At 47.2% G+C, this 19,157-nt stretch carries 14 protein-coding genes and 3 rRNA genes; all 17 read left to right on the forward strand.

Annotated features, from left to right (window positions below; translation table 11 throughout):
- The first annotated feature begins 44 nt into the window (after nucleotides 1-44).
- The 17 genes from hslO (at nucleotide 45) to guaB (ending at nucleotide 19,117) form a co-directional block, all read left to right on the forward strand.
- Nucleotides 45-929, forward strand: coding sequence for an Hsp33 family molecular chaperone HslO (hslO, locus tag NSQ91_RS00365; protein WP_036678742.1), 885 nt, complete (start codon nucleotides 45-47; stop codon nucleotides 927-929).
- Between the two features lie 9 nt (nucleotides 930-938).
- Nucleotides 939-1,883, forward strand: a complete 945-nt coding sequence (locus tag NSQ91_RS00370) for a peptidylprolyl isomerase (RefSeq protein ID WP_081383501.1) — start codon at nucleotides 939-941, stop codon at nucleotides 1,881-1,883.
- Nucleotides 1,884-2,024: 141 nt separating this feature from the next.
- Nucleotides 2,025-2,963, forward strand: a complete 939-nt coding sequence (gene cysK, locus NSQ91_RS00375; RefSeq protein ID WP_036678737.1) for a cysteine synthase A — start codon at nucleotides 2,025-2,027, stop codon at nucleotides 2,961-2,963.
- A gap of 420 nt (nucleotides 2,964-3,383) precedes the next feature.
- Complete coding sequence (locus tag NSQ91_RS00380; protein WP_340916080.1) at nucleotides 3,384-4,934, forward strand: anthranilate synthase component I family protein; 1,551 nt, start codon at nucleotides 3,384-3,386, stop codon at nucleotides 4,932-4,934.
- The gene (pabA, locus tag NSQ91_RS00385; RefSeq protein ID WP_036678733.1) at nucleotides 4,931-5,512 is read left to right on the forward strand and encodes an aminodeoxychorismate/anthranilate synthase component II; all 582 of its coding nucleotides are present in this window, start codon (nucleotides 4,931-4,933) and stop codon (nucleotides 5,510-5,512) included. Before NSQ91_RS00380 ends, pabA begins: the two co-directional genes overlap by 4 nt.
- A complete protein-coding gene (locus tag NSQ91_RS00390) occupies nucleotides 5,509-6,390 on the forward strand; it encodes an aminotransferase class IV (RefSeq protein WP_340916082.1) in 882 nt (293 codons plus the stop codon). The genes pabA and NSQ91_RS00390 overlap by 4 nt, the downstream gene beginning before the upstream one ends.
- On the forward strand, nucleotides 6,387-7,244 hold the full coding sequence (folP, locus tag NSQ91_RS00395; RefSeq protein ID WP_076186830.1) for a dihydropteroate synthase: 858 nt from the start codon (nucleotides 6,387-6,389) through the stop codon (nucleotides 7,242-7,244). Before NSQ91_RS00390 ends, folP begins: the two co-directional genes overlap by 4 nt.
- Before the next feature lie 30 nt (nucleotides 7,245-7,274).
- Nucleotides 7,275-7,637, forward strand: coding sequence for a dihydroneopterin aldolase (gene folB / locus NSQ91_RS00400; RefSeq protein ID WP_076138480.1), 363 nt, complete (start codon nucleotides 7,275-7,277; stop codon nucleotides 7,635-7,637).
- An 11-nt stretch (nucleotides 7,638-7,648) separates the two neighbouring features.
- Nucleotides 7,649-8,200 (forward strand): 2-amino-4-hydroxy-6-hydroxymethyldihydropteridine diphosphokinase, encoded by a 552-nt coding sequence (folK, locus tag NSQ91_RS00405; protein ID WP_036678725.1) that lies wholly within the window; start codon nucleotides 7,649-7,651, stop codon nucleotides 8,198-8,200.
- On the forward strand, nucleotides 8,152-8,361 hold the full coding sequence (locus tag NSQ91_RS00410) for a helix-turn-helix domain-containing protein (protein WP_076099929.1): 210 nt from the start codon (nucleotides 8,152-8,154) through the stop codon (nucleotides 8,359-8,361). Before folK ends, NSQ91_RS00410 begins: the two co-directional genes overlap by 49 nt.
- A gap of 33 nt (nucleotides 8,362-8,394) precedes the next feature.
- Nucleotides 8,395-9,411, forward strand: a complete 1,017-nt coding sequence (gene dusB / locus NSQ91_RS00415) for a tRNA dihydrouridine synthase DusB (protein ID WP_339281541.1) — start codon at nucleotides 8,395-8,397, stop codon at nucleotides 9,409-9,411.
- Nucleotides 9,412-9,612: 201 nt separating this feature from the next.
- On the forward strand, nucleotides 9,613-10,092 hold the full coding sequence (gene greA, locus NSQ91_RS00420) for a transcription elongation factor GreA (RefSeq protein ID WP_036678719.1): 480 nt from the start codon (nucleotides 9,613-9,615) through the stop codon (nucleotides 10,090-10,092).
- A 248-nt stretch (nucleotides 10,093-10,340) separates the two neighbouring features.
- Nucleotides 10,341-11,858 (forward strand): lysine--tRNA ligase, encoded by a 1,518-nt coding sequence (lysS, locus tag NSQ91_RS00425; protein WP_038573979.1) that lies wholly within the window; start codon nucleotides 10,341-10,343, stop codon nucleotides 11,856-11,858.
- Nucleotides 11,859-12,265: 407 nt separating this feature from the next.
- Nucleotides 12,266-13,823: ribosomal RNA gene (locus NSQ91_RS00430) — 16S ribosomal RNA — on the forward strand.
- Nucleotides 13,824-14,055: 232 nt separating this feature from the next.
- A 23S ribosomal RNA gene (locus NSQ91_RS00435) occupies nucleotides 14,056-16,982 on the forward strand.
- A gap of 128 nt (nucleotides 16,983-17,110) precedes the next feature.
- Nucleotides 17,111-17,227: ribosomal RNA gene (gene rrf, locus NSQ91_RS00440) — 5S ribosomal RNA — on the forward strand.
- Together the 16S, 23S and 5S rRNA genes form the textbook arrangement of a ribosomal RNA operon.
- A gap of 432 nt (nucleotides 17,228-17,659) precedes the next feature.
- Nucleotides 17,660-19,117 carry an IMP dehydrogenase gene (gene guaB, locus NSQ91_RS00445; RefSeq protein ID WP_036679982.1) on the forward strand — a complete coding sequence of 486 codons (1,458 nt, stop codon included), beginning with the start codon at nucleotides 17,660-17,662 and terminating at the stop codon, nucleotides 19,115-19,117.
- Nucleotides 19,118-19,157 lie beyond the last annotated feature (40 nt).

Here is a 19,157-nt window from a genome sequence, read left to right on the forward strand (position 1 = left end):
TAAAGAAGCCTAAAAGGCGAAGAGATAGGAGGGCTATGCACCCAATGGAAAAAAAGAAGGATCGACTAATCCGCGGCACGGCTCTTAATGGTAAAGTGAGAGCGTTTGCTGTCCGCACAACTGAATTGGTTGAAGAACTAAGACGCAGACACGATACGTATCCAACGGCTACAGCCGCAATGGGACGTACAGTTACCGCTGCAGCCATGATGGGCGCTATGCTCAAGGGTAGTGAGAAGCTGAGTATTATGGTTAAAGGGAATGGACCGATCGGACAAATCGTTGCAGAATCCAATGCATTGGGAGAAGTGCGTGGTTATGTGCATAATCCTCATATTCATTTACCGAGCAATAGCATGGGGAAGCTGGATGTAGCTGGAGCGGTGGGAACTGAAGGGTTCATTGATGTTATAAAAGATTTAGGTATGAAAGAGCCGTACAGAGGTAGTATTCCTATTATCTCCGGGGAGCTTGGCGATGATTTTACCTATTATTTTGCGGTTTCTGAGCAAACTCCAGCTGCGGTCGGCCTAGGTGTACTGGTAGATACCGATGAGTCAGTAATTGTGGCTGGAGGATTTATTGTTCAGCTTCTTCCTGGTCTGACTGATGCGGAGATCACAGAGATTGAAAAAGCTGTAGGGGCGATGCCTTCTGTAACAGCGCTTCTCGATCAGGGGCTGGAGCCAGAAGAAATGCTGCGCTACCTGTTGCCGGATGCAGTGGTTATGGATGAACTGGATATTAACTTTGCTTGTCAGTGTTCGCGTGAGCGGGTAGAGCAGACATTGGTTAGCTTAGGACGGGATGAACTGGAGAGATTAATTGCAGAAGATGAACAGGCTGAAGTCGTATGCCATTTTTGCAATGAGGCTTATGTTTTCAATAAGGACGATTTACAGGTCATTTTAGAACAAGCGAATTCGTAGGGTATTGGGATGATGACGAGACAGGAACGTGCACTTCGCAATACGGTTATTATTCTAGCTGTAGCAACTTTAATGCTCGGGGGTCTATTATTCTGGAGTTTGCGCGCCATGGCCCTTCTTAAAGGAGATACAACAGACAATGAATCACCGGATGTAGCGACTGCAGGCGGACAACCGATAACGGATCAGCAGTGGATGGATGAGCTCAAAAAAAAGCATGGAGAAGAAGTGTTAATCAGTATGCTTAACCATATTGTCGTGAACATGGAAGCTAAGGCATTAGGAATTACCGTGACAGACGATGAGGTTAAGCAGGAACTGGCACGCACTATAGTTGGGTACGAATCAGAAGCGCAATATTATGCTCAAATGCAATCTCAGCTCGGATTATCTCGTCAGGAAGTGTTCGCAGAGACAGCTTATCGTCTGTCCTTACAAGCGATAGCCACGGTGGGCATTACAATCAGTGATGCCGATATAGATGCTTATTTAGAGCAAAATGCCGAGCGCTTCATTCCAAAAAAGGAAATGCAGCTTTCTATGATCAAGGTCTCATCCTATGAGAAAGGCCAGCAGGTAATGGATCGCTTGGAACAGGGTGAGGATTTCGCTGATTTGGCTAGGGAAGTGTCTATTGATGATGAGAGTCGGCAGCACGGAGGCAGCTTAGGCAAAGTAGAGGAAGATGACCCTTTTTGGCCAGAGGGAATGTTAAAGACTGCCGCTGGATTGGATGTGGGTGATATAGCCGGTCCAATCGAGACAGGGGAAGACTTCGCCATTATCCGCTTGGAGAGTATTCACTCTCCAGAAATGCCGGATCAGAAAGAAATTCGGGCGCTTGTACGTCAAGAGCTGGCTTTGGAGCAAGCCCCTCCCTTGCAGCAGGTGGAAAGCGATTTACGCAATAAATATGAGGTATCAATAAATATTGACAACAGCCTGCAAGATTGATAATATGATATTAACGTAAACCCTACCGTTTTAGTCGGAAATAACTGACGGTGGTCAACAATTTAAACTCCATACACAGAAGCATAAAGTCATAATTTACGTTCTTATATCGCATTTATCATTCTAAGGAGGTTTTTGCTCATGGCTAAAGTCGTTAACAACGTAACAGAATTGATCGGAGGTACTCCGCTCGTTCGTTTGAATCGTCTGGCACAGGAAGGCTCCGCAGATATTTATTTGAAATTGGAATATCAGAACCCGGGATCAAGCGTAAAAGACCGGATTGCAATCAGCATCGTGGAAGAAGCTGAGCGTGAAGGTCTACTGAAACCGGGAGGTACGATTGTAGAAGCTACTAGTGGTAACACTGGTATCGGCCTGGCACTTGTAGCTGCTGCTAAAGGTTATAAAGCAGTTATCGTAATGCCGGAAACAATGAGCTTGGAGCGCCGTAATCTCCTTCGCGCATATGGAGCGGAATTGGTGCTGACCCCAGGATCGGAAGGTATGAATGGTGCGGTTAAGAAAGCAGACGAAATTCTGAAAGAAAACCCAAGCTATTTCCCATCCGAGCAATTCAAGAATAAAGCGAACGTGAAGATTCACCGTGAGACTACTGGACCTGAAATTATTGACGCTATTGAATCCATCGGCGGTCCTTTGGATGCTTTTATTGCAGGTATCGGAACAGGCGGAACGATCACTGGTGCGGGTGAAGTGCTGAAAAGCCAATATCCTGATATTAAGATCTATGCTGTAGAACCTGCTGCTTCCCCAATCTTGGCTGGAGGCAAACCAGGTCCTCACAAAATCCAGGGTATCGGAGCTAACTTCATCCCTGAGATTCTGAACCAAGATATCTATGATGAAATCATCCACGTTGAGAATGATGAAGCTTTCGAAACTGCACGTCGTGTAGCTAAAGAAGAAGGCGTCTTGTCTGGTATTTCTTCAGGTGCTGCTGTATTTGCCGCTCTTAAAGTAGCTAAAGATTTAGGCCCTGGCAAAAAAGTAGTAGTCATTATCCCAAGTAACGGCGAACGTTACCTGAGCACACCACTTTACAATTTCGAAGCGTAATTGTTTGCAATAACGTAAATCTATAAGAGTCTTCATACCACTTTTTTGGTGGTGATGGAGACTCTTTTCGTTGATTTAAAAGGCATTTGGTACTTTGCATATATGGCAGGCTAGACGTGGTAATTTTATTATTGTTGAAAAAAGCTCTGGTTTTTGCAGAAAACGAAAAAATCATAATAATTTCCTATCGCTGAGGGCTTTTCAATCATGCCTTAAGTACAGTATACTGACAGGCAATATACTACTGACGATTTAAAATAATTAAAGTCTGGACAAAACTTAAGCAAATGCTTACGAAGCGAGTTCTATTACGAAGTGATTTCTACGAAGTAATGGCTTCATAAAACTTTTAGGAGGATGGCTTTGGAAATCATAACAACCTGGAACGAGTGGGAACAATGGGCTGCTGAAGACTGGAGCATGTTTCCCTTGATTATAAAATCACCCCGGTGCACCAACGAATTACCCGCGTCCTGGGAGCAAGCCTGGGAGTTAGCTTCCCAGTATTCTGTAGTTTTAGAAAGTGGTAAGGGTGGCCGTTATACGTACTTGGGCTTAAATCCTGTTTCGATATTGAAAGGCAAGGAGGATAACGCGGAAGTATTTAGCTTCCCTACTGAATCTTTGGAATCAGCATCAGTGGACGAGGAGAGGACACCTGAGGCAACAACACTGCATGGACAACCGCTGGAGCTACTGCAGCAATGGATGTCGGATTTTACGTCGCCTAAGTTAAAGGATGAAGATGTTCCTCCTTTCTCTGGTGGATGTATTGGATTCCTTGGTTATGATGTGGTTCGTTCTTTGGAACGATTGCCGTCTCTTGCCCAAGATGATCCTGGTTTTCCTGATTATCTTTTTATGAGGTTTGACGAGATATGGATTTATGATCACGAAGAGCATGTGCTGTATTGTGCTGTCCACGTTCCAGTTCCAGCAGACTGTGGGCTGGAGGATCTGCAAAATCTCTATCTTGGCAGTATAGAACAGGCTGGACAAATGGTAGAGCAGTGGCAGCTGATATCTTCAGCTGCAGGATTGGATGATGAGGCCGTGGGCAGCATTGAGGCCCTTACAGTTTCATCAGGAGAGTGGCCGGGCATGGCCTCGGCTTTCTCGCCTGAAAAGTTTCAGCAGGCAGTGGTGGACGTTCAGGAATACATCCGCCAAGGCGATGTCTTCCAAGTGAACCTCTCGCTGCGCCAGGAGGCGCAGCTGAAGTCCTCGCCGGAGGATGTTTACGAGTGGCTGCGCAAGCTCAACCCGTCCCCGTACATGGGGCTCTTGCGGTCGCCCGGCTTCGCGCTGTCCAGCGCCTCACCAGAGCTGCTCGTCAAGCTGCATGGGGACAAAGTGAGCGCCCGGCCCATCGCCGGCACCCGGCGCCGGGGACTCACTCCCGCGGAGGATGCCGCCATGGAGGCGGAGCTTCGCGGGAGCGAAAAAGAGATCGCCGAGCATATCATGCTTGTCGATCTGGAACGCAACGACATCGGACGTGTCGCTGCATACGGTTCCGTCAGCGTGCCGGAGCTGATGACGGTGGAGCGCTACTCTCATGTGATGCATCTCGTTTCGCAGGTAGAGGGCCAGATTGCGCCGGATAAAGACGCTTATGCGGTTATCGCAGCTTTATTCCCGGGGGGAACCATCACAGGGGCTCCCAAGGTAAGGACAATGGAGATTATCGAAGAACTGGAGCCGGTTCGACGTGGACCCTATACAGGTTCGATGGGTTTTATTGACTATAACGGCAATATGGAATTAAATATTATTATAAGAACGCTGGCTGTAAAAGACGGGGTCGGATATATTCAGACAGGTGCCGGCATAGTGATCGATTCCGATCCCTACCGTGAATACCGTGAATGCCATAATAAAGCCAAAGCGGTAGTGAAGGCAGTACTCTGTAGTGAACTGCAGCAGGAATTGCCAGCTACCAGCGAAGCCGAAGGGGGAGTAGCACTGTGATCTTGGTCATCGATAATTATGATTCCTTTACGTATAACCTCGTACAGTATTTAGGTGAGCTTGGGGAAGAGGTTAAAGTGCACCGCAATGATGAAATTACCATCGAAGAGATTGAAAAGCTGGCACCTGACCATATTCTAATTTCACCAGGCCCATGTACACCAAATGAAGCGGGAATTAGTCTGGAATTGTTGCATCATTTCAAGGGGATCATTCCGATCTTCGGCGTATGCCTTGGACATCAAGCGATTGGACAAGCATTTGGTGGCAATGTCATCCGTGCTGAGCGTTTGATGCATGGGAAGACATCGCCTATTTACCATAACGGGACCTCAGTTTTTGAAGGTCTGGAGTCTCCTTTTACAGCTACCCGATATCATTCACTGATTGTAGAGCGGGAGAGTCTCCCAGATTGCTTGGAGATTACGGCTGAGACTGAAGAAGGGGAGATTATGGCATTGCGCCATAAAGAATACCCTATTGAAGGTGTACAGTTCCACCCGGAATCTATTATTACGGATCATGGTCATACGATGCTGCGTAACTTCTTGAAACGGAGAGCCGGAGAAACGGCATGAAATATATAGGATTTAACAATGGTGTCATTGACGCCAGAGAAGCCGTGGTTTCTGCCTTGGATCACGGCTTTTTGTACGGCATTGGCTTGTTCGAAACCTTTCGGACCTATGGGGGAGTTCCCTTTTTGCTGGAGCGTCATTTGAAGCGTATGGCAGAGGGGTGCAAGGAACTGGGCATTCCATTTGAGGCAGAAGCGGCACATCTACTTGACTGGATTAAGCGCGTTATGGACAAAAATGAATTAAAAGAAGCTTATATACGCTATACCGTAACAGCCGGTGAGGATATTCTCGGATTACCTGCTGGTGATTATCAAAAGCCCAATCATTTGTTGTACATCAAAGCGCTGCCGAAAGTATCAGATAATCTTTACAGTGAAGGCAAAGAGCTGCAGCTGTTGTCCTTGCGGCGTAATACTCCTGAGGGAACTGTGCGATTCAAGTCGCTGCATTATATGAATAACATTCTGGCTAAGCGTGAGCTTAGAGGGTATGCTTCTGCGGCAAATGGTGCTGAAGGACTAATGCTGACGGCAGAAGAATTTATTGCGGAGGGCATTGTCAGCAACATCTTTTTTATTAAAAACAACAGGCTCTATACCCCAGATCTCACCGCAGGCATTCTTCCGGGAATTACCCGGGAAATGGTGCTGGAGCTGGCTCTTAGTGTAGGCCTTAGTGTTGAAGAAGGAACATATCACTGGGAGCAGTTGAAAGCTGCTGATGAAGTGTTTCTTACCAATTCCGTACAAGAAATTGTTCCTGTTACCGGGGTGTGGCACGGAGATGCAAGATTTACTATAGGTACTGGCCAGTGTGGAACAATTACTGCTGGCTTGATTTCATTATATAGAGATAGGACGGCGATTGCGAAATGAGACCAGTCCTCTTTAAGCGGACATACCGTTGTGGAAATACAGACTTGGAGTTAGGAAATCGAACATTGATTATGGGCATCCTTAATGTTACCCCTGATTCTTTTTCAGATGGAGGACTTTGGGATCATCCGGACAAAGCCGTTGAGCATGCGCTGCGTATGGCTGCAGAGGGTGCTGATATTATTGATATCGGCGGTGAATCTACTCGTCCTGGTCATCAACCGGTGGGACTTGAAGAGGAGTTAGCCCGTGTATTGCCTGTGATCGAGAGTATTCATAAGGCGGCACCTCATCTTCCGTTATCCATCGATACCTATAAAGCTGAAGTAGCCCGCCAAGCTATGGCTGCGGGTGCCCATATCATTAATGATATATGGGGTTGTAAGGCTGATCCGGAAATGGCGGCAGTGGCCGCTGCTGCTGACTGTCCTATTATTTTGATGCATAACCGGCAGGACCGTAATTATACGAATCTGAGTGCGGATATGTCGGCTGACCTTAAGGAAAGTATTGATCTTGCGTTAGCCGCAGGTGTTAAGCCGGCCAATATCATATTGGATCCAGGTATCGGCTTTGCTAAAGATTATAATGAAAACCTGCAGGCAATGATGCTTTTAGACGGGTTGACTGAGTTAGGCTATCCGTTGTTACTGGCGACGTCCCGCAAAAAATTCATCCGCACGGTACTTGATTTGCCGTCTGATGATGTTGTGGAAGGCACCGCAGCTACAGTAGCTTTTGGTATTGCTCAGGGTTGCCAGATCGTCCGTGTACATGATGTATCTCTAATTAAACGAACGGTTAAGATGTGTGATGCGATGTTGTATGCTGCACCTCCAGTGGTGCGTGAATAGCTATATTTTACGAAAAAGGGCGGATTAATCATGGATAAAATGACAATGCATCGCATGGAATATTACGGATACCACGGTGTATTTGAGGAAGAGCGTAAGCTGGGACAACGTTTTTACATTGATTTAGAGCTTGAGCTTGATTTGCAGGGTGCGGGCTTGAATGATGATTTGAATCAAACTGTGAATTATGCTGAAGTTCATGAATTAGTCAAAAATATTGTCGAAATAAAGTCTTTTAAGTTGATTGAAGCTTTGGCAGAATATATTGCATCCTCCGTACTGGACACTTATACTGTTATCAATGCAGTAACGGTTAAGGTAACTAAACCTCATCCGCCTTTCGACATTCATTTTCAGGGAGTGACTGTAGAGCTGCGCAGAACTAGAAAGTGAGAACAAGGTCCATGAATATACATTCCACCTCTGAAGAATCAGAGGCTTATATTGCTTTAGGGGCTAATTTGGGTGACCGCGAGGGCACACTGTCAGAGGCTTTGAACAGACTGGACGCTCATGATGAAATATCGGTGGTCCGCTGCTCCAAAGTTTACGAGACAGAGCCAGTTGGTTATTTAGATCAGCCGCAGTTTCTCAATATGGCAGCAGCTTTGCGAACGACACTTGCGCCCGAGTCCTTGCTGGAAGTGATGTTGGGGATTGAAACGCAGTTGGGTCGTATCCGGGATATCCGCTATGGACCGAGAACGGTAGATTTGGATTTGTTGTGGGTTGAGGGTCAGGTGCTCGATACACCACATTTAACGTTACCGCATCCACGCATGTTAGAGCGTGCTTTTGTATTGTTTCCGCTCAGTGACATCGTTCCACAGAATGAACAATCTTCCGGACTTCGCAAGCTGATTACAGCAGCGCTTCAAGACATAGACGGGAAGGAAGGAATTCGGTTGTGGACAACAAGCGTTTGGGACGGAGGGTCAGGGCATTCCGTAAGCTAAAAGGGTATACTCAACAGGATCTTGCGGATCTTGCCGGAATTTCCTTGGCTGTGCTTGGTGCAGTCGAGAGGGGTAACAGACGATTAGAAGATCAAATTTTAGATAAAATTGCGAATGTTCTAGGGGTTACAACAGAAGAGCTTGTGGATCCCAACTCATAATTTCCAAGAATTAAAAGGCAGGAAGTGATACGAATGCTGAAGATTGGCGATATTGAGATGAAAAATCAGGTTGTTCTGGCACCTATGGCTGGCGTGTGCAATCCGGCTTTTCGTCTGATCGCTAAGGAATTTGGTACAGGTCTGGTCTGTGCGGAAATGGTAAGCGATAAGGCCATTATTCACGGAAATACACGTACTCGCGAAATGTTGTTTGTAGATGAACGGGAGAAACCGCTTAGTTTGCAGATTTTTGGCGGGGATAGAGCATCACTGGTACAAGCAGCTAAAGTCGTTGATAAAGAAACCAATGCTGATATTATCGATATCAATATGGGATGCCCAGTGCCAAAAGTGACTAAATGTGATGCGGGAGCCCGCTGGCTTTTGAATCCCGACAAAATCTATGAAATGGTCTCTGCGGTTGTCGATGTTGTCGATAAACCGGTAACCGTGAAAATGCGGATTGGCTGGGATAGCGAGCATATTTTTGTCGAAGATAATGCGCGTGCGGTTGAACGTGCCGGGGGTAAGGCTGTCAGCGTACACGGTCGTACCCGCGAGCAGCTTTACACAGGCCATGCGGACTGGAACTACATCAAGATGGCAAAAGAAGCAGTTTCCATTCCCGTTATTGGCAACGGGGATGTTAATACACCTGAAGATGCTCGGGCTATGTTGGATCAGACTGGCTGCGATGGTGTAATGATCGGGCGTGGAGCACTCGGTAATCCTTGGATGTTGTATCGTACCATTCAATATTTGAGCACCGGCGAGCTTATGCCTGAACCTGGTTTGGATGAGAAGATTAAGGTTGCTATTCTTCATATGGATCGTCTGGTAGCTCTTAAGGGAGAAGCTGTAGCTGTCCGTGAGATGCGTAAGCATATGGCTTGGTATTTAAAAGGCTTGAAGGCTGCCGCTAGAGTGAAGGATGTCCTTATGACAGAAACAAAACGCGATGGAATGGTGAGGATATTGAATGATTTTGTCGTTCAATTAAAGTATGAAGAAGAGAGCAAGGGCATTGAAATGTCTTCTTCTGCTGTATAATCGCCTTTTTTCTGCTGATATTTGAACACATCTGACTTTATATGTGGTGTCATTGACATTTTGTAGCGGTTCCAATATAATTTCACAGTATAAAATCGCCGTTACAGTAAGAGCAATGCAGCAGGGAGGGTTCTTATCCTTCTAGATTAGCATATAGTATGGTGTTTTCAATAATTGTATACGACAGGAGAATCGGTTGAGATGAGCGATAAAGAAGTCATCCTTACGCCGGACGGGCTAAAACGTCTGGAAGATGAGCTGGAGACCCTCAAATCCGTAAAACGCCGTGAGGTTGCTGAACGGATTAAGGTAGCGATTGGCTACGGAGATATCAGTGAGAACTCGGAGTATGAAGACGCGAAGAATGAGCAAGCTTTTATCGAAGGACGCGTTCTCACTTTGGAGAAGATGCTTCGCAACGCGCGTATCATCAATAGCGACGAGATCGTTACTGACGTAGTAAGTATTGGTGTTACTGTAAGTGTCGAGGATTTGGAATATGGGGACACTATGGAGTATACGATCGTAGGTACAGCAGAATCTGATCCACTGAATAACAAGATTTCCAACGAAAGTCCGGTAGGCAAAGCTATTATCGGAAAAAAAATAGGTACGGTAGTTGATGTTTCTACACCTGCAGGAGTTATTCAATATAAAATTCTCGATATCAGAATGAAGTAATATACAGACCTTAATGTCTGTAAATAGATGTGCTGCCATATGTATTAGTCACTTCACTGTACATAGGTAGATAAGGGAACATGTTTGGGAAAGCTTCCTTAGGGAAGCTTTTTTCAAATCATCCAGAAACGATAGGTAAAACAAACTGCTTATATTTTGAGCTGGAACGGGACTGTCCTCTAACTATGGAGACGGAGCCGTTTCTTCTTGTGTATATGATATTACTGAGTTATAAGGGGATGAATCGCATGACCGAGGAAATGAACAATGTGGACAATGCAGAGAACGAACTTAGTGAGCTTTTGCAGATCCGCCGTGCCAAACTGGACGAGCTAAGAGGACTTGGTATTGATCCTTTTGGCAAAAAATACGAGCGCACAGCTAACGCTGGCGATATCGTAGCTAAGTATGATGGACTTTCCAAAGAGGAATTGGACGAGCTTTCTGTTGAAGTGAGCATTGCTGGGCGTATTATGGCAAAACGCGTTATGGGTAAAGCCAGCTTTGCGCATATCCAGGACCTTAGCGGAAGAATTCAGCTTTATGTTCGTCAAGACAGCATTCCTGAAACTCAATACGCGGCGTTTAATGTTCTCGATCTGGGAGATATTATCGGCGTTCGTGGAACAGTATTCAAAACCAAAACAGGCGAGACCTCCATCAAAGTGCATAATCTCGAAGTCTTGTCCAAGTCCCTGCTGCCACTTCCTGAAAAATATCATGGTCTTAAAGATGTAGAACTGCGTTATCGCCAGCGCTATGTTGATTTGATTATTAATCCGGAAGTTCAACAGACCTTTATTGCCCGTTCAAGAATTATTCAATCGATGCGTCGTTATTTGGATTCACTTGGTTATCTTGAAGTTGAAACACCTACACTTCATACGATCGCCGGTGGAGCAGCTGCGCGTCCGTTTATTACTTACCACAACACACTTGAAATGCAGCTGTATATGCGGATTGCTATCGAGCTTCACTTGAAACGCCTTATCGTTGGCGGTTTGGAAAAAGTGTATGAAATCGGCCGTGTCTACCGTAACGAGGGAATGTCGACTCGTCATAATCCAGAGTTCACTATGATTGAGTTGTACGAAGCATATGCTGACTACAAGGACATCATGAATCTCACGGAGAATATGATTGCACATATTGCCCAAGAGGTATTAGGTACACAACTGCTGGATTACCAAGGCAAAGAGGTAAATCTGTCTCCAGGATGGCGTCGTGTAACTATGGTTGATGCTGTTAAAGAAGTAACCGGTGTTGATTTCAGCGTTCACATGACAGATGACGAAGCACAAGCTTTGGCAAAAGAACATCGTGTGCCTGTTGAGAAACATATGACGTTCGGCCATATCCTTAACGCTTTCTTCGAGCAATTTGTAGAGGAAACTCTAATTCAGCCAACCTTTGTAATGGGACACCCTGTTGAAATTTCACCACTTGCGAAGAAAAACGATGAGGATCCACGCTTTACCGATCGTTTTGAGCTGTTTATTGTGGGTCGTGAGCACGCTAATGCATTTAGTGAATTGAATGATCCGATTGACCAACGTCAACGCTTTGAGGCACAGATCCAGGAGAAAGAGCAAGGTAATGACGAAGCTCATGAGATGGATGATGATTTCATCCGCGCCCTGGAATATGGTATGCCGCCTACTGGCGGACTGGGAATCGGCGTAGACCGTTTGATCATGCTGCTTACCAATTCTGCATCGATTCGCGATGTATTGCTGTTTCCACATATGCGTAACCGTACTGAATAGTATCTATAGAACACAGGGCTTAAGGGAGCTGTCTAAGGGCAGTTCTCTCAGCTACTGTTGATTAGAAGCAGTGCTTTCACTTCATCGCTCCTATAGAATGTAGAGATTTAATATTAGTTTCAAAAAAACTCTTGCAATGCATCTCCATACATGATATATTCTAAGTCCGGCCAAGAAGTACACATGCCGAGCTCGAAAAAGAAGTTAAAAAAAAGAGCTTGACATTAAATAGCCGAACATGATATAGTATAAGAGTTGCTGCTGAGACATTAAACGGCGCCAACGAGAACTTGATCTTTGAAAACTGAACAACGAGTGAGTAGGAAATCACGTAAGTGAAATCCAAAATTAGAGAATTAATTTTCTCGTCAGATGTTTCAAAATGAGCATATCGCTCTTTTCAATACTAATTGGAGAGTTTGATCCTGGCTCAGGACGAACGCTGGCGGCGTGCCTAATACATGCAAGTCGAGCGGAGTTATTTTGAAAGCTTGCTTTCAAAATAACTTAGCGGCGGACGGGTGAGTAACACGTAGGCAACCTGCCCTTCAGACTGGGATAACTACCGGAAACGGTAGCTAATACCGGATAATTTCTTTTTTCTCCTGAGAGAAGAATGAAAGACGGAGCAATCTGTCACTGAGGGATGGGCCTGCGGCGCATTAGCTAGTTGGTGGGGTAACGGCCCACCAAGGCGACGATGCGTAGCCGACCTGAGAGGGTGAACGGCCACACTGGGACTGAGACACGGCCCAGACTCCTACGGGAGGCAGCAGTAGGGAATCTTCCGCAATGGGCGAAAGCCTGACGGAGCAACGCCGCGTGAGTGATGAAGGTTTTCGGATCGTAAAGCTCTGTTGCCAGGGAAGAACGTCCGGTAGAGTAACTGCTACCGGAGTGACGGTACCTGAGAAGAAAGCCCCGGCTAACTACGTGCCAGCAGCCGCGGTAATACGTAGGGGGCAAGCGTTGTCCGGAATTATTGGGCGTAAAGCGCGCGCAGGCGGCTATTTAAGTCTGGTGTTTAAACCTTGGGCTCAACCTGAGGTCGCACTGGAAACTGGGTGGCTTGAGTACAGAAGAGGAAAGTGGAATTCCACGTGTAGCGGTGAAATGCGTAGATATGTGGAGGAACACCAGTGGCGAAGGCGACTTTCTGGGCTGTAACTGACGCTGAGGCGCGAAAGCGTGGGGAGCAAACAGGATTAGATACCCTGGTAGTCCACGCCGTAAACGATGAGTGCTAGGTGTTAGGGGTTTCGATACCCTTGGTGCCGAAGTTAACACAGTAAGCACTCCGCCTGGGGAGTACGGTCGCAAGACTGAAACTCAAAGGAATTGACGGGGACCCGCACAAGCAGTGGAGTATGTGGTTTAATTCGAAGCAACGCGAAGAACCTTACCAGGTCTTGACATCCCTCTGAATCTGCTAGAGATAGCAGCGGCCTTCGGGACAGAGGAGACAGGTGGTGCATGGTTGTCGTCAGCTCGTGTCGTGAGATGTTGGGTTAAGTCCCGCAACGAGCGCAACCCTTAACTTTAGTTGCCAGCAGGTAATGCTGGGCACTCTAGAGTGACTGCCGGTGACAAACCGGAGGAAGGTGGGGATGACGTCAAATCATCATGCCCCTTATGACCTGGGCTACACACGTACTACAATGGCCGGTACAACGGGAAGCGAAGCCGCGAGGTGGAGCCAATCCCATCAAAGCCGGTCTCAGTTCGGATTGCAGGCTGCAACTCGCCTGCATGAAGTCGGAATTGCTAGTAATCGCGGATCAGCATGCCGCGGTGAATACGTTCCCGGGTCTTGTACACACCGCCCGTCACACCACGAGAGTTTACAACACCCGAAGTCGGTGGGGTAACCCGCAAGGGAGCCAGCCGCCGAAGGTGGGGTAGATGATTGGGGTGAAGTCGTAACAAGGTAGCCGTATCGGAAGGTGCGGCTGGATCACCTCCTTTCTATGGAGAATCGTTCTCTGCAATGAGGACATTCAAATCGGAAGCTCAGCTTCCAAAACTCAGGTTTAGGCCTGTTACTCACTCGTTGCTCAGTTTTGAGAGTTTAAGCTCTCAAGTAAGACTTGATCCTTGAAAACTGGATACCGAAACGAATTTGCGTTTTAGAACATCTTTTAGCAACTTGTGTAAACAAGTAAATGTTATTAGTGAGATTTTTCTTCGGAAAAATCAAGGTTAAGCTAATAAGAGCACACGGAGGATGCCTAGGCGCCAGGAGCCGACGAAGGACGTGGCGAACAACGAAACTGCCTCGGGGAGCTGTAAGCAAGCTTTGATCCGGGGGTGTCCGAATGGGGAAACCCAGCTGTGGTAATTCGCAGTTACTCATACCTGAATACATAGGGTGTGTAGAGGCAGACCAGGGGAACTGAAACATCTAAGTACCCTGAGGAAGAGAAAACAATAGTGATTCCGTCAGTAGCGGCGAGCGAACGCGGAACAGCCTAAACCTAAGAGCTTGCTCTTAGGGGTTGTGGGACGTCTCACATGGAGTTACAAAGGAATATGGTAGGTGAAGAGGTCTGGAAAGGCCCGCGATAGAGGTAAAAGCCCTGTAACCTAAACTGTGTTCTCTCCGAGACGGATCCCGAGTAGTGCGGGGCACGTGAAACCCCGTATGAATCCAGCAGGACCATCTGCTAAGGCTAAATACTACCTGGCGACCGATAGTGAAACAGTACCGTGAGGGAAAGGTGAAAAGCACCCCGGAAGGGGAGTGAAATAGAACCTGAAACCGTGTGCTTACAAAAAGTCAGAGCCCTATTAATGGGTGATGGCGTGCCTTTTGTAGAATGAACCGGCGAGTTACGTTTAACATGCAAGGTTAAGCCGAGAAGGTGGAGCCGCAGCGAAAGCGAGTCTGAATAGGGCGACTTAGTATGTGGACGTAGACCCGAAACCGTGTGATCTACCCCTGTCCAGGGTGAAGGTGCGGTAACACGCACTGGAGGCCCGAACCCACGTACGTTGAAAAGTGCGGGGATGAGGTGGGGGTAGCGGAGAAATTCCAATCGAACTCGGAGATAGCTGGTTCTCCCCGAAATAGCTTTAGGGCTAGCCTCGGTATAAGAGTAGTGGAGGTAGAGCACTGATTGGGTGCGGGGTCCGCAAGGATTACCAAGCTCAGTCAAACTCCGAATGCCATATACTTATTGCCGGGAGTCAGACAGTGAGTGCTAAGATCCATTGTCAAAAGGGAAACAGCCCAGACCATCAGCTAAGGTCCCCAAGTGTGTGTTAAGTGGGAAAGGATGTGGAGTTGCACAGACAACCAGGATGTTGGCTTAGAAGCAGCCACCATTGAAAGAGTGCGTAATAGCTCACTGGTCGAGTGACTCTGCGCCGAAAATGTAACGGGGCTAAACACACCACCGAAGCTATGGCTAGATACGTATGTATCTGGGGTAGGGGAGCGTTGTGTAGGGGTTGAAGGTGTACTGAAAAGAGCGCTGGACACTACACAAGTGAGAATGCCGGTATGAGTAACGAAAAGATCAGTGAGAATCTGATCCGCCGAAAGCCCAAGGTTTCCTGAGGAAGGCTCGTCCGCTCAGGGTAAGTCGGGACCTAAGGCGAGGCCGAAAGGCGTAGTCGAAGGACAACAGTTTGAAATTACTGTACCACCGTAATCCGCTATGAGCGATGGGGTGACGCAGGAGGGTAGTGACGCGGACTGATGGATGTCCGTCTAAGCAGTGAGGCTGATGTGTAGGCAAATCCGCACATCGTTAAGGCTGGGCTGTGATGGGGAGCGAAAATTATAGTAGCGAAGGTCATGATCTCACACTGCCAAGAAAAGCCTCTAGCCAGGAGAAGGTGCCCGTACCGCAAACCGACACAGGTAGGCGAGAAGAGAATTCTAAGGCGCGCGGAAGAACTCTCGTTAAGGAACTCGGCAAAATGACCCCGTAACTTCGGGAGAAGGGGTGCCCCGGTAGTGTGAATAGCACGAGGGGGCCGCAGTGAAAAGGCCCAAGCGACTGTTTAGCAAAAACACAGGTCTGTGCGAAGCCGCAAGGCGAAGTATACGGGCTGACGCCTGCCCGGTGCTGGAAGGTTAAGGGGAGTGGTTAGGGGTAACCCGAAGCTATGAACCGAAGCCCCAGTAAACGGCGGCCGTAACTATAACGGTCCTAAGGTAGCGAAATTCCTTGTCAGGTAAATTCTGACCCGCACGAATGGCGTAACGACTTGGGCGCTGTCTCAACGAGAGATCCGGTGAAATTTTAATACCTGTGAAGATGCAGGTTACCCGCGACAAGACGGAAAGACCCCATGGAGCTTTACTGCAGCTTGATATTGAATTTGGGTACGATCTGTACAGGATAGGTGGGAGCCGTAGAAATCGGAGCGCAAGCTTCGGTGGAGGCGCCGTTGGGATACCACCCTGATCGTATCTAGGTTCTAACCTAGTGCCCTTACCGGGTACGGGGACCGTGTCAGGCGGGCAGTTTGACTGGGGCGGTCGCCTCCTAAAGAGTAACGGAGGCGTTCCAAGGTTCCCTCAGAATGGTTGGAAATCATTCGCAGAGTGCAAAGGCATAAGGGAGCTTGACTGCGAGACCTACAAGTCGAGCAGGGACGAAAGTCGGACTTAGTGATCCGGTGGTACCGCATGGAAGGGCCATCGCTCAACGGATAAAAGCTACCCTGGGGATAACAGGCTTATCTCCCCCAAGAGTCCACATCGACGGGGAGGTTTGGCACCTCGATGTCGGCTCATCGCATCCTGGGGCTGAAGTAGGTCCCAAGGGTTGGGCTGTTCGCCCATTAAAGCGGTACGCGAGCTGGGTTCAGAACGTCGTGAGACAGTTCGGTCCCTATCTGTCGTGGGCGCAGGAAATTTGAGAGGAGCTGTCCTTAGTACGAGAGGACCGGGATGGACGTACCGCTGGTGCACCAGTTGTTCCGCCAGGAGCATGGCTGGGTAGCTACGTACGGACGGGATAAGCGCTGAAAGCATCTAAGCGTGAAGCCCCCCTCAAGATGAGATTTCCCAATTAGTAAGACCCCTTGAAGACGACGAGGTAGATAGGTTGGAGGTGGAAGTGCAGCAATGCATGGAGCTGACCAATACTAATCGGTCGAGGGCTTATCCTATACTTAGAATGCAAATTCGTTTCGGATTCAGTTTTCAGGCATCAAGCCTGTAACACGCTTAGAAATTCATTGTCACTTCAGGTGATGAACCGAATTTCACGCGGCAGCGTCTGTTTCACAGACGCATGTTTGGTGGCGATAGCGGAGGGGTTCCACGCGTACCCATCCCGAACACGACCGTTAAGCCCTCCAGCGCCGATGGTACTTGGACCGAAGGGTCCTGGGAGAGTAGGACGTTGCCAAGCACGCAAGACCACTGTTGAGTAATCGACAGTGGTCTTTTTGTTATGTAAATAAAGAATTCATTAGGCTATATTTTGAGATACTAAGATGGAGATAAGCGTGGCTTAAAAGGTGAACAGAGATGCATTGTGAATTTTTTACACACTAAATTGTCCGCCCAGCACGGACTAACGTCCAATAATTCGCTTACTCGGCGGCCGTTTTTTGAATACCTACTCTGATGATGTAATGTTCTTGACAGTCCAAATGCCCTTTGCTAAGATGGCAATAATATATTTTTGGATAAGCATCTCAAACCTTAATTGAAGATCTACACTTGTTCAGCCCCCAGATGTACAGAATTGTCTGTCGTGAATGGACTGGAGTCAAAGGTTCTTCTTTCATAAAGTTTGTAGGCGGGTATAATTTAAAACAACCGAGGAGGAATGACCCAGGTGTGGAAAGATAAGTTTGGTAAAGAAGGTCTAACTTTTGATGATGTGCTGCTGGTTCCGCGTAAATCTGAGGTACTGCCTAAAGAAGTGGATTTGACCACAGTTCTTAGTAAGAATGTGAAGTTGAATATTCCACTTATGAGTGCAGGTATGGACACAGTCACAGAAGCAGCCATGGCCATTGCAATTGCTCGTGAGGGTGGCATCGGGATTATACACAAGAATATGCCTGTAGAGCAGCAAGCGGAAGAAGTAGATCGTGTGAAGCGTTCCGAGAGCGGAGTTATTACGAATCCATTCTCACTTACGGCAGAACACATGGTATCTGATGCAGAGCTTTTAATGGGTAAATATCGCATTTCCGGAGTGCCGATTGTAGACAGTGACAATAAACTTGTCGGTATTCTGACTAATAGAGACTTACGCTTTATTCATGATTTCAATATTCAAATTAAAGAAGTTATGACACATGAGAATCTTGTAACAGCTGCTGTGGGTACAACCCTTCAGGAAGCAGAAGGTATCCTGCAACGTCATAAGATCGAGAAGCTCCCCCTTGTGGACGAGAATAATATTCTTAAGGGCCTCATCACCATTAAGGATATTGAAAAAGCTATTCAATTCCCTAACGGAGCCAAAGATGCACATGGCCGTCTACTTGTTGGAGCAGCTGTTGGTATCTCTAAAGACACCTTCGAACGTACTGCAGCATTAGTAAAAGCTGGTGTGGACTTGATCGTCGTCGATTCTGCACATGGTCACCACATTAATATAATTGAAGCGGTTCGCCAAATTCGTGAGCTGTATCCTGATCTTACGATTGTTGCTGGTAACGTAGCTACAGGCGAAGCAACCCGTGAACTTATTGAAGCTGGTGCATCTGTAGTTAAAGTAGGTATTGGACCAGGATCGATCTGTACAACACGCGTTATCGCTGGTATCGGCGTACCACAGGTTACAGCCATTTATGATTGTGCCACAGTTGCTCGTGAGTACGGAATTCCTATTATCGCTGATGGCGGTATTAAGTATTCTGGGGAGATCACTAAGGCTATCGCAGCGGGTGCTCATGCTGTAATGATGGGAAGTATGTTTGCGGGTACAGAAGAAAGCCCAGGGGAATCTGAGCTTTATCAAGGCCGTAAATTTAAAGTATATCGTGGTATGGGCAGCATGAGTGCCATGAAACAAGGCAGTAAAGACCGTTATTTCCAAGATGATGATAAAAAGCTCGTTCCTGAAGGAATTGAGGGACGTATTGCTTTTAAAGGGCCTCTTTCTGACACTGTTCATCAATTGATCGGCGGATTGCGCTCAGGTATGGGCTATTGCGGTACAAAGTCATTGGAAGAACTGCGTAACGATACTTCTTTCATTCGTATCACAAGTGCTGGACTTCGTGAGAGCCACCCGCATGATGTGCAAATTACAAAAGAAGCACCAAACTATTCCGTATAATGGACTAACCGTATTATTTTTTGGACAGACAGGACTATTT

Origin of the sequence: Paenibacillus sp. FSL R7-0048 (genome assembly GCF_038004505.1) — a bacterium.
Taxonomy (GTDB): domain Bacteria; phylum Bacillota; class Bacilli; order Paenibacillales; family Paenibacillaceae; genus Paenibacillus_AQ; species Paenibacillus_AQ odorifer.

Excerpts from the sequence above, each read along its gene's own strand:
- NSQ91_RS00390 (WP_340916082.1), top strand. The coding sequence starts at position 5,509 with ATGAAATATATAGGATTTAACAATGGTGTCATTGACGCCAGAGAAGCC.
- greA (WP_036678719.1), top strand. The coding sequence starts at position 9,613 with ATGAGCGATAAAGAAGTCATCCTTACGCCGGACGGGCTAAAACGTCTG.
- cysK (WP_036678737.1), top strand. The coding sequence starts at position 2,025 with ATGGCTAAAGTCGTTAACAACGTAACAGAATTGATCGGAGGTACTCCG.
- lysS (WP_038573979.1), top strand. The coding sequence starts at position 10,341 with ATGACCGAGGAAATGAACAATGTGGACAATGCAGAGAACGAACTTAGT.
- hslO (WP_036678742.1), top strand. The coding sequence starts at position 45 with ATGGAAAAAAAGAAGGATCGACTAATCCGCGGCACGGCTCTTAATGGT.
- NSQ91_RS00370 (WP_081383501.1), top strand. The coding sequence starts at position 939 with ATGATGACGAGACAGGAACGTGCACTTCGCAATACGGTTATTATTCTA.
- folP (WP_076186830.1), top strand. The coding sequence starts at position 6,387 with ATGAGACCAGTCCTCTTTAAGCGGACATACCGTTGTGGAAATACAGAC.
- folK (WP_036678725.1), top strand. The coding sequence starts at position 7,649 with ATGAATATACATTCCACCTCTGAAGAATCAGAGGCTTATATTGCTTTA.
- dusB (WP_339281541.1), top strand. The coding sequence starts at position 8,395 with ATGCTGAAGATTGGCGATATTGAGATGAAAAATCAGGTTGTTCTGGCA.
- folB (WP_076138480.1), top strand. The coding sequence starts at position 7,275 with ATGGATAAAATGACAATGCATCGCATGGAATATTACGGATACCACGGT.
- NSQ91_RS00380 (WP_340916080.1), top strand. The coding sequence starts at position 3,384 with ATGTTTCCCTTGATTATAAAATCACCCCGGTGCACCAACGAATTACCC.